The sequence below is a fragment of the Victivallis vadensis genome, from assembly GCF_003096415.1.
GTDB classification, from domain to species: Bacteria; Verrucomicrobiota; Lentisphaeria; order Victivallales; family Victivallaceae; genus Victivallis; species Victivallis vadensis.
In genome coordinates, this window is sequence record NZ_QEKH01000012.1 from 82906 (window position 1) to 98807 (window position 15902).

The 15902-nt window shown below is 58.3% G+C and carries 8 protein-coding genes; 6 read left to right on the plus strand and 2 right to left on the minus strand.

What is annotated here, in order from left to right; all coding sequences use genetic code 11:
• Positions 1–10 precede the first annotated feature (10 nt).
• The 4 genes from C8D82_RS08835 (at position 11) to groL (ending at position 5045) form a co-directional block, all read left to right on the plus strand.
• Positions 11–568: a hypothetical protein gene (locus C8D82_RS08835; protein WP_116883915.1), complete on the plus strand. Its 558-nt coding sequence runs from the start codon at positions 11–13 to the stop codon at positions 566–568.
• A gap of 420 nt (positions 569–988) precedes the next feature.
• Positions 989–2902, plus strand: coding sequence for a molecular chaperone DnaK (gene dnaK / locus C8D82_RS08840; RefSeq protein ID WP_116883916.1), 1914 nt, complete (start codon positions 989–991; stop codon positions 2900–2902).
• Positions 2903–3056: 154 nt separating this feature from the next.
• On the plus strand, positions 3057–3353 hold the full coding sequence (locus C8D82_RS08845; protein WP_116883917.1) for a co-chaperone GroES: 297 nt from the start codon (positions 3057–3059) through the stop codon (positions 3351–3353).
• 54 nt (positions 3354–3407) lie between these two features.
• A complete protein-coding gene (gene groL, locus C8D82_RS08850; RefSeq protein WP_133245121.1) occupies positions 3408–5045 on the plus strand; it encodes a chaperonin GroEL in 1638 nt (545 codons plus the stop codon).
• Between the two features lie 164 nt (positions 5046–5209).
• On the opposite strand, the gene C8D82_RS08855 is transcribed toward groL, so the two are convergent.
• Positions 5210–5773, minus strand: a complete 564-nt coding sequence (locus C8D82_RS08855) for a 6-pyruvoyl trahydropterin synthase family protein (RefSeq protein ID WP_116883919.1) — start codon at positions 5771–5773, stop codon at positions 5210–5212.
• 12 nt (positions 5774–5785) lie between these two features.
• Complete coding sequence (locus C8D82_RS08860; RefSeq protein WP_116883920.1) at positions 5786–6256, minus strand: Fur family transcriptional regulator; 471 nt, start codon at positions 6254–6256, stop codon at positions 5786–5788.
• Between the two features lie 540 nt (positions 6257–6796).
• On the opposite strand from C8D82_RS08860, the gene C8D82_RS08865 reads away from it, so the two are divergent.
• Complete coding sequence (locus C8D82_RS08865) at positions 6797–8368, plus strand: TolC family protein (RefSeq protein WP_116883921.1); 1572 nt, start codon at positions 6797–6799, stop codon at positions 8366–8368.
• A gap of 24 nt (positions 8369–8392) precedes the next feature.
• Entirely contained in the window at positions 8393–15892 is a 7500-nt protein-coding gene (locus C8D82_RS08870) for a DUF4347 domain-containing protein (RefSeq protein WP_116883922.1), read from the plus strand.
• The last annotated feature ends 10 nt before the right edge of the window (positions 15893–15902 follow it).

Sequence of the window (15902 nt, forward strand, 5' to 3'; positions counted from 1 at the left end):
GGCAAGGAAGATGAAGAAAACTGTGAAATGGATGGGAAGCATTGCCGTTGTCTGCATGTCGGTATTGGGATTGACCGGCTGCAGTTCGCTGTCGTCGATTCCGAATAACGTCGCTCCGGGTGTTGCGAACAAAACCGGGGTGGTGCAGGTGTCCAGCTCCTGTCTGAACGCCGAATATCCGAAAACCTTCTATGTGGTCGCCGACAAGGCCGTGAAAAACTCCCCGTATCTGGAGGAGGTCAAAGCCTATACCGTGAACGGCCTCAAGTACATCGGCATGACCGAAGCAGCCGGCGAATCCGCCGCGAAGCTGATCGTGACGATCAATTTCAGCAGCACCCAGGCCAACCGGATGGTGGTGCGCTATTCGATGAGCGCCGCGGAAAAGGGCAAAATCTGCTGGACGGTCAATGCGAACTGTTCGACCCGCCCCGGCGACATCCGGAATTACCTGCCCGGACTGGTCGCTGCCGCGATGCCGAGCGTCGGCGTGGACCGCGCCGTATCGGTCACGAACCTGCGCAAGTATCCGCAGTATGTGAAAGCGGTGATGGGAAGTCTGGAGTAATACTATTTTGCTTTCAAACATAGATCCAGCCTTGCCCTTCCGGTTTGCTTTTTGCCTTGTGTCCTCGTGCGATACTCTGTATCGCCCTGCGGGACAAAACAAAAATCAAATCCGGAATATCAGCGGCTTCATGTCTATGTTTGAAAGCGAAATAGTATAAACATACGTCGTCGCTGCGGCCCGGTTTCTGCCGGGCCGTTTTTTTGTCCGGGGTGTGTCATGGCACACTCCGGGCGTGTCACGGTGTGACAAAATGGCACAGTAAGGTGTGCCGGAAACAGCCGGATACCGGGACAATCAAAGGGAAAACGGCGGTTTTCGAGGAAAAGCTGCGGCAGAAGAAAAGTTGGCACGCCCTTTGCTATTATCCGAAACGTTATTTTGAATGATTAAAAAATTACTTTTCAAGGAGGATGTATTATGAGCAAGATTTTAGGTATTGACCTCGGCACCACCAACAGCTGCATGGCTGTGATGGAGCACGGAGAATTCAAGGTGATCCCGAATGCGGAAGGCAACCGGACCACCCCGTCCATCGTCGCGTTCACCAAGACCGGTGAGCGTCTGGTCGGCCAGACCGCGAAGCGTCAGGCCGTCACCAACCCGAAGAATACGATTTTCTCGATCAAGCGCCTGATGGGCCGCAAGTTCGCGGAAGTCGGCCGCGAGCGCGAGCTCGTGCCGTATGAGATCGTAGAAGCCGCCAACGGCGACGCCCATGTGAAGGTCGGCGACCACAATTATTCGCCGCCGGAAATCTCCGCGATGATCCTGCAGAAGCTCAAGACCGATGCGGAAGCCTATCTCGGCGAGAAGATCACCCAGGCGGTGATCACCGTTCCGGCCTACTTCAACGACAGCCAGCGTCAGGCGACCAAGGACGCCGGCAAGATCGCGGGCCTCGAAGTGCTCCGCATCATCAACGAGCCGACCGCGGCCGCGCTGGCTTACGGCCTCGACAAGAAGAGCGAAGAAACTGTTGCGGTTTACGACCTCGGCGGCGGTACTTTCGATATCTCGATTCTGGAAATCGGCGACGGCGTTTTCGAGGTGAAAGCCACCAACGGCGACACCCACCTCGGCGGCGACGACTTCGACCAGGCGGTGATCAACTATCTGGCCGACGAGTTCCAGAAGGAGAACGGCGTCGACCTGCGCAAGGACCCGCAGGCGCTGCAGCGGCTCAAGGAGGCTGCCGAAAAGGCGAAGTGCGAGCTTTCCAGCAGCATGAGTTCCGACATCAATCTGCCGTTCATCACGATGAATCAGGATGGCCCGGTCCACATGAACATCACGCTGACCCGCGCCCAACTCGAAAAGCTCTGCGATCCGCTGCTTGAGCGCACCAAGGTGCCGTGCCGCAACTGTATGCGCGACGCCGACGTCAGCGCCGATAAGATCAAGGAAGTGATCCTGGTCGGCGGCATGACCCGTATGCCCAAGGTGCAGGAGACCGCGAAGGAAACCTTCAACAAGGAACCGCACAAGGGCGTGAATCCGGATGAAGTCGTGGCCGCGGGCGCCGCGATCCAGGGCGGTGTGCTCGGCGGTGAAGTCAACGACGTGCTGCTGCTCGATGTGACTCCGCTGTCGCTCGGCATCGAAACGATGGGCGGCATCATGACCAAGCTGATCGAGCGGAACACCACGATCCCGACCAAGAAGAGCGAGATCTTCAGCACTGCCAGCGACAACCAGCCCGCCGTGGATGTCCACGTGCTGCAGGGCGAGCGCGAGATGGCGCGCGACAACAAGTCGATCGGCCGGTTCAAGCTCGACGGCATCGCTCCGGCTCCGCGCGGCGTGCCGCAGATCGAGGTGACTTTCGACATCGACGCGAACGGCATTCTGCACGTGACCGCGAAGGACCTCGGCACCGGCAAGGAGCAGAAGATCACGATCACCGCTTCCAGCGGTCTCTCCGACGCCGAAATCGAGCGGATGGTCAACGAGGCCAAGGCCCATGCCGACGACGACAAAGCGGCCAAGGACAAGATCGAGACCAAGAACCACGCCGACTCGATGGTCTACCAGACCGAAAAGCAGATGAAGGAATTCGGTGACAAGATTCCGGCCGATGTGAAGGGCCAGATCGAAAGCGCGATCGCCAAGCTGAAAAAGGAGATCGAAGCCGACAACACCGAAGGCATGAAGTCCACGATGCAGGAGCTCGAACAGCTGTTGCAGAAGATCGGCGAAGCGGTGTACGCCGCCCAGCAGCAGGCCCAGCAGGCCGGAGCTGCGCAGGGGGCGGCGGATGCCGGCAGCCGGCCGGACAGCAACGGCGGCAATGACGACGGGGTCGTCGACGCCGAAGTGGTGGACGATAAGTAAGCAAATCCCGGCTACGGAATAGGACGTAGACGAGTATCAATGAAGAGCCCCGCCCGGGGCGGCCCGGGCGGGGAATTTTTCCGGAAAAATTTGAATTTCAAAAAGAGTAAGCACGTTGTGCTTCTTTAACCCAAAAACAAAGGAGTTTTCAGAAATGTCGAATGTCAACATCAAGCCGCTTGGCGACCGTGTCCTCCTCGAGATCTGCGAGAACCGCGACCAGATGAAGGGCGGAATTCTGATCCCGGATTCCGCGAAGGAAAAACCGCAGGAATACAAAGTGATCGCGCTCGGCACCGGCAAGACCGACGACAATGGCAACAAGGTTCCGTTTGACGTGAAGGTCGGCGATATCGTGCTGACCAGCCGTTACGGCGGCAGCGAAGTCAAGGTTGACGACAAGGAGTACAAAGTGGTCAACCAGGACGATATCCTCGCGATCGTCGGCTGACGGAATTTCAGGTTTCTGAACGTATTTGAATTTTAAAAGGAGTTTTAGTTTATTATGGCGAAACAGCTTGTTTTCTCAGATGAAGCCCGTCGCGGCATTCTCGAAGGCGTCACCCTGCTCTCCAAGGCGGTCAAGGCCACCCTCGGTCCGAAGGGCCGCAACGTCGTGCTCGACAAGAAGTTCGGCGCTCCGACGATCACCAAGGACGGCGTTACCGTCGCGAAGGAAATCGAACTGAAGTGCCCCTATGCCAACATGGGCGCCCAGATGGTCAAGGAAGTCGCCAGCAAGACCAATGACGTCGCCGGCGACGGCACCACCACCGCCACCGTGCTGGCCGAGGCGATCTACCGCGAAGGTCTGAAGAACGTGACTGCCGGTTCCAACCCGATGGAGCTGAAGCGCGGCATCGAGAAGGCGGTCGAAACGGTCGTCGCGGGCATCGCCAAGATGTCCAAGAAGGTCGAAGGCGACATGATCGCGCAGGTCGCGACCATCTCCGCCAACGGCGACACCACCATCGGCCAGATTATCGCCGAAGCGATGGAGAAGGTCGGCCAGGAAGGCACCATCACCGTCGAAGAAGCCAAGACCCTCGAAACCACCCTCGACGTGGTCGAAGGCATGCAGTTCGACAAGGGCTATCTGTCGCCCTACTTCGCGACCAACACCGAAGCGATGGAAGCGGTCCTTGAGGACGCCTACTTGCTGATCCACGAAAAGAAGATCAGCAACCTGAACGACATGCTGCCGCTGCTGCAGTCCGTCGCCAAGGAAGGCAAGCCGCTGCTGATCATCGCCGAAGACGTCGAAGGCGAAGCGCTGGCCACTCTGGTCATCAACAGCATGCGCGGCATCCTGAAGGTCTGCGCGGTGAAGGCTCCGGGCTTCGGCGACCGCCGCAAGGCGATGCTGCAGGATATCGCGGTTCTGACCGGCGGCACCTGCATCACCGAAGACCTCGGCATCAAACTTGAAAACGTGACCATCGACCAGCTCGGCAAGGCCAAGCGCGTGACCGTCACCAAGGAAAACACCACGATCGTCGAAGGCGCCGGCACCCAGGCCGCGATCATGGGCCGCGTCGCCCAGATCCGCCGCGAGATCGAGGAGACCTCCAGCGATTACGATCGCGAAAAGCTTCAGGAACGTCTGGCCAAGCTGGCCGGCGGCGTGGCCGTCATCAACGTCGGCGCCGCGACTGAAGTCGAAATGAAGGAAAAGAAAGACCGCGTCGACGATGCGCTGCATGCGACCCGCGCCGCGGTGGAAGAGGGCATCGTCGCCGGCGGCGGCGTGGCCCTGATCCGCGCCGCGAAGGCGCTGAAGGACCTGAAGCTCTGCGGCGACGAGGCCACCGGTGCTGCGATCGTCGAGCGCGCGGTGGAAGAGCCGCTCCGCCAGTTGGCCGCCAATGGCGGTTACGAGGGCAGCGTGGTCGTCCAGCGCATCAAGGAACTCAAGGACAATGAGGGCTTCAACGTGGCGACCGGCGAATACGGCGACATGCTGAAGGCCGGCATCCTCGATCCGGCGAAGGTGACCCGTTCGGCGCTGCAGAACGCCGCCTCGATTGCCAGTCTGCTGCTGACCACCGAGTGCCTGATCACCGACATCAAGGAAGAAAAGGAACCCGCGATGCCCGCCGGCGGCGGCATGGGCGGCATGGGCGGCATGGGCGGCATGATGTAATTCATCCTCCTGCTGTTACAGCACAAAACGCATCCGAAGCAATTCGGGTGCGTTTTTTTTGCGGAAAGCTGCGATTTCCCGTTTCGGGCAATGAAAAACATCCCGGTTCGGAGGGGATCCGGCCGGGATGTTCGTGTTTTCGGTTCAGAGCGGAAGCGAACCGGTCAGTGTTTCCGGTAGCCGCATTTCGGGCAGACTCCGTTGACCAGCGCGACGCCGCACAGCGGACAGCGGTCGACGGTTTTGTCCGGAGCGTACTCCTGCGTGGCGGCGTTGACTCCGCTGGTGAAGGTCAGCCTGGCGATGTTGAGCTTGTCTTTCAGCAGGTCGTAAACGATCTTGATCATGCCTTCGACGGTCATCGTCTCTTTCGTGACGACCAGGCGGCAGTCGGGATAGGCAGTCGCAAGTTCGGTTTTGAAGGCCGCTCCCTTCATCTTGTTGTTGGGAGAACCGTTTCTGATTCCCTGCTTGTCGTAAACGTCAAGGATGGCCGGGAGCAGCGGGTCATCCTCGCGCAGCACGAGGGCGTGATCGAAATTTTTCAACACATCCCATGCGACTTTCTGGATCTCATTGCAGGGGAAAACCATGTTGACGCCGGGGTCGACAGTGTCCTCGACCTCGATCGTCAGGACGCCGGTGTGACCGTGCAGGTACTGGGCTTCGCCCTGAAATTTGTAGAACCTGTGCGCATACTGCAGTTCGATCTTCGTGATGCTTCTCATGTTTCTTTCTCCTTATTTTGGTTGGTTGTTGGGGAAATCGTTTGCCTGTGACGGTGCGGACCCGCCGGTTGCGGCGGCGCACCGTCTGCAGATTCCGACGAGCCGGATTTCCATGTGGCTGACGCCGCGCGACAGCATTTCCGGCGGAATTACCGCGCCTTCCGGCCAGTCGAAGTCCGAAATCTCTCCGCATTGTCCGCAGATGAAATGCCCGTGCGCGCCCACCCGGGAGTCGTAGCGGGCGTTGTCGATATGATCCAGACGCCCGATGATCCCCATTTCGGTAAATTCATTGAGAATCCGGTATACGCTTTCACGGGTGATCGTCGGCAGGGCGCTGCGCACTGCGAACCAGACCGTATCCACGTCAGGATGTGCGTGGTTTCCCTGCAGAAACTCGTAGACGGCCAGACGCTGGGAGGTGCACTTCCAGCCGATCTTCCGGCAAAGTTTCAAAAATTCAGCATGTGTCGCGGTCTGCATGAAAATTCAAATCCAGTTATATAAATTTTAAATCTAAATAAATATAACATTTATTTATTGGGATATCAAGGGCCGGTCCTGTTTTTATTTGTTTTTCATCACGGGACGGGCAGAGGGAGGGGGATGAGGCCGGCGCGGTGCGAATTGCCGAATGATAAAGAAATAATATAAATTGTTCTTATTTTATTTGCTTTTGCCGTGATTCTAAACATAATAATATTCGGAAAAATAGGGGGCGGTCGCGTGGATTTCATGCGGACAGGGGACGTATGACAATTCGGAGCCGGAAGCTGTTCAGGGGGATTTCCCTGTTTCGCGCCGGATTTCGACAGGCGTGCGAAAATAAAGAAAAAATATAAATTCCCCTTAATTTTATTTGCTTTTATATAAAAATATATACATAATAAATATTGGATAAATGGAGGTCTGCGTGCGGTTTTCCGTCAGGAGAGGGCTGGCGCAGCCGTCCTGAAATCCTGCGTTTGAAACATTCAATTCACGTCAACGGCGTAGATCAGTAACATCAGGGAAAATCAGGGAATGAAATATCGGAATGTATTGGTTGGCGGTTCTGTCGGCTTAGTGTTTTTGGCCGGGTGCAAATCGTTCGATGACTATCAGGAAGAGCGCGTGGCCTATGCGGTGAAGCATTTCGAGCGTGCGCGATATGACAATATTGACGCGGAGCGCGTTCTTTCGCTCGACGAATGCGTCCGTCTCGCCGTGAAAAACAATCTCGATCTGAAGGTGTTCGGGCTTGAAGAGCAGGTCGCGAAGGAGATGCGGACCAGCGAAATGCTCGGAATGCTGCCGGAGCTGAACGTCTCCGACAACCTGACCGGGCGCAGCAACACCCCCGCTTCGAGCAGCCGGCAGGTTCACGGCACCGGGCCGGGCACGTACACCTATTCCCAGAGCCAGGACCGGAATGTGAACTATCTGAACGTCGATCTGGCGTTGAGCGTGCTGGACTTCGGGCTTGCCTTCTTCAACACCCAGCAGTCGCAGGACCGCATGCTGCTGCGGCAGCAGCGCACCCGCCGGGCGGAACAGAATCTGGTGCTCGATACGGTGCGGGTCTACTTTCAGGTGGCGGCGGCGCAGCGCGCGATCAACGTCGCCGGGAAGCTGCTGGAGGAGTGCCGGAACCGTTACGAGCTGATCGAGCAGATGGGCGATTCGGGGCAGATCACGCCGTTCCGGGCCTTCGACGAGGTCAAGCAGTTTGTCGAGATGGAAAAACGGCTGACGAATTATATCCGCAGCTATGAGAACTCCTGCGTGGAACTGCGTTCTCTGCTCGGATTCTATCCGAATGCCGCGATCAGGGTGGATGATTCGGTGCTCGACACGGTTCCGGAATTTGATTTCCCGGAGATGGAGCTGATGGAGCAGATCGCGCTGATGAAACGCCCGGAGCTGTATGAGGTCGACATGCAAAAGCACATCAACGTGCTGGAGTGCCGGAAAACGCTGGTGATGATGTTCCCGAATGTGCGCATGTTCGTCGACTTCACCAACAGCAACAACAGTTTCCTCTATCACTCGACCTGGTGGGAGCTTGGAATCCGCGCCGCGTACAATCTGCTGAAGCTGCCGCAGCACATCGCCCGTTATCAGGCTTACAGCGCGCAGGTGGATGCGGAGGAGGCCCGCACCTATGCGCAGGCGATCGCGGTGATGGCGCAGGTCCGCATCGCGCACGCCAATCTGGTCGCGACCCGCGAGCGGCTCAATATCGACACGCGGGTCAACGCCGCTTACCGGAAGAATCTGGAGAAGGCGGAGGGCAGCAGCCGGGTTTCCGGCGAACTCTCGCAGCTGGAGCTTGCCCACATGCGCCTTGCCGCCGCCGAAACCGAAATTGAAAAATATCTGTCGCTCGGCAACTATTATGTCGCGTATTTCCGCATCCTGAATACCCTCGGCATCGAAAATCTGCATGAAGCCACGGTTGCCGAACTGAAAAAGCGTCTGGAGGACGAACGGATCCGCGCCGCGGAAGAATTGGCGCGCGCCAAGGCGGAGTATGAGGCGGAACAAGCGAAGATCCGCGAGGCGGAGCAGCAGTTGGAAACTCCGGTGGAACCGCCTGCCGAACCTGCCGCCTGATGCAAATGTGGGAGGAGTTGAACAATGAAACTGAATGACTGGGATATGTTCCGGTTGGAAGACCGGGTGCTTTTTGAAGCCGCCGCCGCCGCCGAAATCGTCGACGCGGCGGAAGCGGCGCAGGACAACCCGAATGCGAATGTGAGCGAAAGCGAAAAGCAAGCGCAGGAGGAGCGGGAGGCGTTGAAAAATGCGCCGCCTGAAAACCCGTCGCAGGCGCGTCCGAACGGCGAGTCACAGAATATTCCCGGCGAACCCGCCGGAATCGACGCGGAGCTGGATAAGCTGATCAACGGGGAGATCGGTTCCGCCGACCTTGCCGCTGACGCCGTTTTTTCCGATCCGGGAGTTGAGAATGGCGATGTCCCGACGGTCACGGTGGATTTTATCGACCGGGGCGGCACGGTTTCCACCGGCCGGGAGCTGGTGGTCATCAACTCCAGTGTCGCCGATGCGGACGACATTGTCGCGTCGCTGAAGCCGAATCAGGAGGCGTTGCTTCTGGATCCCGACCGCGATGCGATGGAGCAGATCAACGATTACTTCAACCGCCACGACGGCGTGAAATATGAGGCGCTTCACATTCTCAGCCACGGCAATGACGGTTACTTCGTGCTGAACGGCGAAGTTTTCAATGCGGAAAACTTCGATGCGGCGGAGTGGGCAGAGGTCGGCGAGCACCTGACCGGGGGAGGCGACATCCTGCTGTACGGCTGCAATCTCGCCGACGGCAAAGCCGGGCGCGAGCTGATCGGGCTGATTGCCGACGCGAGCGGAGCCGACGTCGCCGCCAGCGACGACGCGACGGGCGTCTCCGGCGACTGGGAACTGGAGTACCGGTTCGGCACGGTGGAGGCCGAAAGCATTGCGGTCGACGGCTATATGCACAACCTGACCAACTATCTTGTCGTGAATGAAAACAGCTCCGGCGAGGGATCGTTCGCGTGGGCGGTCAGCGAGGCGAACAAACATGCCGGAACCGATGAGATCACGTTCGCCGACAATGTTACGGAAATTCGGCTCTCCGGGGCTTTGACGATCGATGATTCGGTCACCATTTCCGGATACCTGAGCGGCGACGGAGAAAACATTGTCACCATCACCGCTGCCGCCAGCCGGAGGATCTTTTCGATCGACTCCGGCGCGAATGTCGTGCTGGAAAACCTCAATTTCGAGGGGAACGGCACCGTCAACTCCAATGGGGGAGCGATCTACAACTCCGGCAACCTGACGTTGAATCACACCGATTTTTCAGGGTTCCATCTTTCCAGCGGCAATCGCGGCGGCGTGATCTACAATTATGCGGAAGGCAGTATTACGCTGAATATCAACGACAGTGTTTTCCATGACAACTCGACCAGCGGCGCTGGAGGCGGAGTACTTTACAATACCGCCGATTCCTGGTACGGCGGTTATGCGACGATCAACATTACCGATTCTTTATTTTTCGACAATCACGCTTCCGGCCATGCGGGGGGCGCGATCTATCTTAATACGAGTTCGGGGACATTGACTGTCGATGGCTGCATATTCCGGGAAAACAGTGCCGACGGCGGCGGCGCGATCGCCAATTACGCCAAGCTGATCCTGAAGGATACTCTGTTCGAAAGCAATCATGCCGATTCCTATGCGGGTGCGCTGATCAGCGGCAGCTCCGCCACGGTGACCGCTTCCGGAGTCCGTTTTGCCGGCAACTCGGCGACCGGGGACGGCGGTGCGGTGATGAACTATAATGTCGGGACTTTCAAACAGTGTGTGTTTGAGGGCAATATCGCTTATGAGGGCAGTTCCGGTTTATTCGATGCAACCTGCGGCGGCGGAGCGATCTTCAACCAGAAAGGCAGCGGGAGTGCTTATCTGTCGATCACGGACTGCCTTTTTGCCGACAACCGGGTGGACGGCGGCAGCCATGCCGGCGGTGCGATCAACAATTACGGCGGCGCGACCCTTGTAGTTGTCAATACGACGTTTCACGGGAACGGAGCGGCTTCCGGCGGTGCGGTCTACAATGACGCCAAAAGTAAATTTTACGCGGCCAACTCCACCTTTGCTTTCAATGAGGCGGTACAGGGCGACGGAGCGATTCGCAGTCTGGGAACGGCGTTTGTCCTGAACAGCATCGCCGTCGGCAACGGCAGCGGCGCCGACATCACGAACTCCGGGAAGCTGGAGATCCGGTATTCCGCTTACGGTTCCATCGACGGCTTTGCGGACGAGGCGGCGTTCCGGAATCACGCCGGGGAGAGTGTGGAGAGCATGTTTGAAAACGGCGGCGCGCTCACGGACAACGGCGGGCATTCAAAATCGGTTGCCCTGAGCGAGTATGCCGCCGGCTTTGCCGCGGCGGCGGTCCGTATGCAGACGGGGGACTCCGACGGGAGAATCTACGCCTTCTTCTACGGCGACGGCACTTCGGAAAATGAGGTGACGGTGAGGGTTTCCACGCCGGGCTATTCCACCGCGACAACGGAACGGCAGCTCGACCATGACCAGCGCGGTTATCTTTACGGCAGCGCGCCCGGCAATATCGGCGCAGTCCTGCGGGAGGGATATGTCGCATGGAGCGGCGCCGAAGCCGCCGGAGACGCAACGCATTTCTACACGGTTGCCGGACTTCAGGCGGCGCTGGATGACGAGAGCGTCGACACGCTCTACTGGCTGGATACGCGCATTTTGCTGAACGGGCAATTGACCATCGGCCGCGACCTTGCCATCGTCGGGCAGGGGAGCGGTGAAACGATTCTGGTTTCCGCCGGGAATGGAATTTTCCAGATACAGGCGGGCGACGTGACGATATCCGACCTCGCCATGACGGGAAACGGCAGGAGCATGTCGGGGGACGGCGGCGCGGTGGTGAACCGGGGGACGCTGACGCTTGCCGATGTCGAATTTTCCGGCCTGACGGTGACCGGCAATGGCGGCGCAGTCTGGAATGCCGGAGTGCTCACCGCGGTCAATGTCCTGTTTGCGGGCAACGCCGCCGCTTCCGGCGGTGCGGTGTTCAATCGCGGCAGCCTTTCGATTGACAAGGGAATTTTTACCGGGAACAAAGCTTCCGGCAGCGGCGGGGCAATTGCGAACGCCGCCGGCACGGTGCGCATCGACAACTCTTATTTCAGCGCGAATGCCGCCGTCGACGGCGGCGCGGTCTGGAATGCCGGAACCGCGGCGGCAGTCAATTCTACCTTTGACGGCAATACGGCGGCCGGGAAGGGGAGCGCGTGGTTTGCGGCTTCCGGCGTCTCCTCGCTGGTCAACAATACGATTACGGCATTCAGCGATGATGCCGCACAGCAGAGTGCGGGCGTCTATGCCGCTTCCGGATCGAAACTGCTGGCGCTCAACAATCTGGCTGTCTCGAACGGCGCGTTCGATTTCTTTGCGGAGGATGGAGCGGCGGCGAATCTGAAGTACAATGTCGTTTCCAACGCGGCGGGCATGGACGGCACCAACCTCGGCGGAGCCGATTCCCAATCGGAATTCGGCGGCAGCCGCTATACGGCCAACGGCGGCGACATGCCCGGCCTTCGCGTGCTTCCCGGCGCTTTCGCGTCGCAGGAACGGAACCTGATCGTCGGTGAAAAGGACGGCAGCTTTTACTTCACCACCGGCCGCGATACCGGGCAAATGCAGTGGATCGCGCTCGACCCGGCGGGGACGGATCTCGTGACCGGATCCGTCGCGGAGGCCGAGGCGATGTACATCAGCCGGGACGGACGCGGCGCCGCGCGCATGTTGGCGGGTTTTTACGGAGCCGGAGCCTATGCGGGCAAGGCGATCTGGGGATACTATTTCACGGATCCGGCCAAAGATGTCACCGACATTCTGGAGGCGGATGTCTTTCTGTACATGCCGGAGCGGGGCGGCGTCAATGTGATGCTTACTCCGGCGATCAGCGACTACGCCTCGCTGGTCGGGAAAACCATCTATCTGGCGGATGGTTATATCGATGTGAAGTCGATCACGGTTTCCAACGACGCCGATTTCCAATATGATCCGGCGAATCCGGAGGCGGCGAATGTGGAGTTCCATTTCGTCGGCGGGGAGCATACGGTGCTTTCGGCGGTTTCCGGCGGCAGCATCCTGACCGTCAATTCGAGCAGGCTTCCGGATGGTTCAACCCGTTATGACGCCGCATTGCCTCAGGTTGTCGTCACAATTGAAAATGTCGCGATGACGCGCGAAAATGTGTCGGCCGCGCCGGAAGCAGGCGGCTGCATCTATGTGGAGGGCAACGTTGTCCTGACTCTTAACGAATGCGAGTTCTACGGCAGTTCCGCCTCGTTCGGCGGTGCGGTCTACGGTTCGAGCGCGCTGTTTATTCAGGCGGACCGGGCCGGATATATCGGCCCGGCGATCACGCTTGACCGGTGTGAATTCCGCAACTGCTCCGCGAGCTACATGGGCGGGGCGGTTTATATCAACGACATCATGGCGGGCAGCAGCGGACAGGCGTCCCTGGGGAGCAGTGCTTCCCGCCCCGGCAGCTTCACTCCGACCGGACGGGGCGATTATGAGGCAGGAAAACTGACGGTGACCGGTTCGGTGTTCGACGGCAATTCCGCGGAAAAGGCGGGGGGGGCGATCGCCGTTGCGCCGGTTTCGCTCAACGATATGAGGTCTGAGGGGAAATATTCCTATTACATCCAGACCTCGTTTGTGAACTCGGAAAGCTATTTTCTAGTGGAGATCCGCGATTCCGTATTCAGCGGCAATGCCGCAACCCTTACGGCAAGCGGCGGCGGCGCGATTTTCATGGATCTGACCGGGCGGCAGAACGACGGTGCGGGGAAGAATTTCGTACTGGCCGATTCGACTTTTTCCGGCAATACCGCCGGGACTTACGGCGGCGGAGCGGTATTTTTCTGTGGCTACACCGCCGGTATGAGCGAGGTCGGCGTTGATGTGGAAATCGACGGCAACTTCTTCAGCGGCAACTCGACAGCCGGAGATGGCGGAGCGATCCGGTTGACGGAGGATTCCAACGGAGGATTCTATTCGTTCTTCATGAGTATCAGGATCAATGTGCTGAGCTGGCACGTCGTGGAGCAGGAGATTGAGTTGCGCATGGCTTCTGCGCCTGCTCCGGCGGCGATGGCCGTATCGCGGTCTGGAACTTCTTCCGGGATCACTTTTGAACTGGATCGCAACACGTTCAGCGAAAACAGCGCCCTGCGGGCCGGCGGAGCCTTTTCGTCGTCGATCAGGAGCACCTCTTTGCAGGTGGATATGATCAACTCCACACTGGCGTTCAACGCGGCCGGGACGAATGGCGGCGCAATTGATACGCGGTATGAAATGCGCCTGAATCTGATCGATTCCACTGTGGCATGCAATACGGCGGCGAATGGCGGAATTTCTGCCGACGCGGTCGTGGTCAATGTGATCAACTCGATCGTGCTCGGCAACGGCGGCGGAGAGTTCGCCGTCGCCAACGGCGGAGAGATCCATACCGCCTATTCGATTTACGGCCGGGAGGCCGCCGGAACGGTCGCGACGGATACTCATTCGCAATACGCGGTATTGAATGAGGTGTTCGGCAAGGATTTGCTTGCGGCATCGGATTTGACCGCATACGGCACGCTGGCGATCAGTGCGGCGGGGCTTGCCTTCACCTCGGGAACGCAGGTGGCCAAAGTGGGTGATGATTTCTATTTCCTGCAGGATGGAGCGTGGGTTGATATGAAAGGCAACACCACGACGGTTTCACGGGCTGATTACATCATGGCGGCACAGGATTCAAGCGCCGCGAATGGAATCGTCCGCGTGGAAACCAGCCGGGGCGGGTTCAATGTCGGCGCCCATGCGATGGTGGAAATTTCCGTGGAAGTCAGCACCGAAAAGAGCTACGACGGCACCACCGCCGCACCGGTTGACGGAAACGGCGGTTACATTTACAGCGTCGACGGTATCGTTTCAACCAATGACGGACTGCTGATTGGTGCGGAGCGGGTTGAACTGGAACAACTGGAATACACCGATAAGAATGCGGGCAGGGATATTCCGCTTAATGTCAAGGGCGTTCTGGGGGGATTCGAGGACGGCTCTCTTTATATCGTCACTTTCAGCGGCAAGGGGGATATCCATAAAGCGCAGTTGACCGTAACCGGCAATACCGATACACAAATCTATAACGGCAAGGAACATGCGGTCGTCGGCTGGTCGGATGTCACTGGTCTGGTTTCCGGTGATGCCCTGCAAAGCGTAGCGGGCGTCGCCGCCGGAACGGATGTCGGCGAGTATGATCAGGTGCTTTCGGATGCGGTGGTTGTGGATGCCGACGGCAACGACATGAGCGGCAACTACGAGATCAGCTACATCGACGGCAAGCTGACGATCAACCCGGCGAAGGTCATTGTAACCGTCGATGCCGTAAAAACCTATGACGGAACTACCGGCTACGACGTCGCAAGCGGCAACCATACGGTTACGGTGAACAGCGACGAGTCGGGGCTGCTGGATGCGGATGATTTCGTGCTGGAATCCTTCGAGTACGGCGGCAAGAATGTCGGGCAGTATACCGGAGCGGACGGCACGAACGGCAACGCCGGTTATATCGGCAAGTATGGCGAGAATAATTTCATCATTGAATATGTCTATACCGGCACGATTCGCCATGCCGTCATCACGGTCGATGTCAATGCGGAAAAGGTGTACGATGCGAATACCCGTCTTGGTCACGATGAAGCGGATTATGCACTGGCCGGCAGGATCGGCAATGATGATGTGGATTTCGATATGGATTCGCTGCAGGCGGAATATGCGGATGCCAATGTCCATTCCGGCCGGGAGCTGACCGGAATGGCGGGCAGTCTGACCGGCGGCGACAGCGGCAATTATATTCTGGTCCTGACGGGGAAAGGCGCCGTCACGCCGCGGCACATTACGGTGACGGCGGATGAGCAGAGCAAGCAGCGGGGAGACGACGATCCGATACTGACCTGGAAGCATACCGGCGGTGTCCTGCTGGAAGGCGATTCCATCGATGGAACGCTGGTCCGGGAACCGGGCGAGGAGGTCGGGGACTACACCATCCTCAACGATACGCTGCAGGTGAACAACCCCAATTATATCCTTCACTATGTGGAAAACCTGCTGCATATCACGGAAAATCCGCGCGACAACCAGCCGGAGAGGATTCCGGACAGCAGCATCAATGAATGGCAGCAGCCGTATATTTACAATCTGAATTATACGATGTCCACCGAGGCCCTCGGACCGGGCAGCGCCGGTTTTTACTGGGAACCGCGCGGGATTTATCGGTTCGAGGCTCCGACTTCGGTTCTTGATCCGATCCCGGATGGTGAAAATTCTGTCAGCGGCAGTTTGAACCTCCGTGAGGCGGATGACTCCCTGGAGGATTATCTGGAAATCGGCGGCGTCCGGTGGGAAACCATCCTGAATCGGCACACCGCGTTCAAGGATGATTTCGAACTTCTGCTGGATGATTATATCGGCGATGCGTTTTATGAAAATGCCCGGGCGGAGGCGGAAATGGCGAAATTTTCCCGGGCGCTCTACTGACGGGGAGAAG

What these genes read in the sequence shown, in the direction of transcription:
- C8D82_RS08860 (WP_116883920.1), bottom strand. Translation starts at nt 6,256, where the DNA reads ATGCAGACCGCGACACATGCTGAATTTTTGAAACTTTGCCGGAAGATC.
- C8D82_RS08865 (WP_116883921.1), top strand. Translation starts at nt 6,797, where the DNA reads ATGAAATATCGGAATGTATTGGTTGGCGGTTCTGTCGGCTTAGTGTTT.
- groL (WP_133245121.1), top strand. Translation starts at nt 3,408, where the DNA reads ATGGCGAAACAGCTTGTTTTCTCAGATGAAGCCCGTCGCGGCATTCTC.
- dnaK (WP_116883916.1), top strand. Translation starts at nt 989, where the DNA reads ATGAGCAAGATTTTAGGTATTGACCTCGGCACCACCAACAGCTGCATG.
- C8D82_RS08835 (WP_116883915.1), top strand. Translation starts at nt 11, where the DNA reads ATGAAGAAAACTGTGAAATGGATGGGAAGCATTGCCGTTGTCTGCATG.
- C8D82_RS08845 (WP_116883917.1), top strand. Translation starts at nt 3,057, where the DNA reads ATGTCGAATGTCAACATCAAGCCGCTTGGCGACCGTGTCCTCCTCGAG.
- C8D82_RS08870 (WP_116883922.1), top strand. Translation starts at nt 8,393, where the DNA reads ATGAAACTGAATGACTGGGATATGTTCCGGTTGGAAGACCGGGTGCTT.
- C8D82_RS08855 (WP_116883919.1), bottom strand. Translation starts at nt 5,773, where the DNA reads ATGAGAAGCATCACGAAGATCGAACTGCAGTATGCGCACAGGTTCTAC.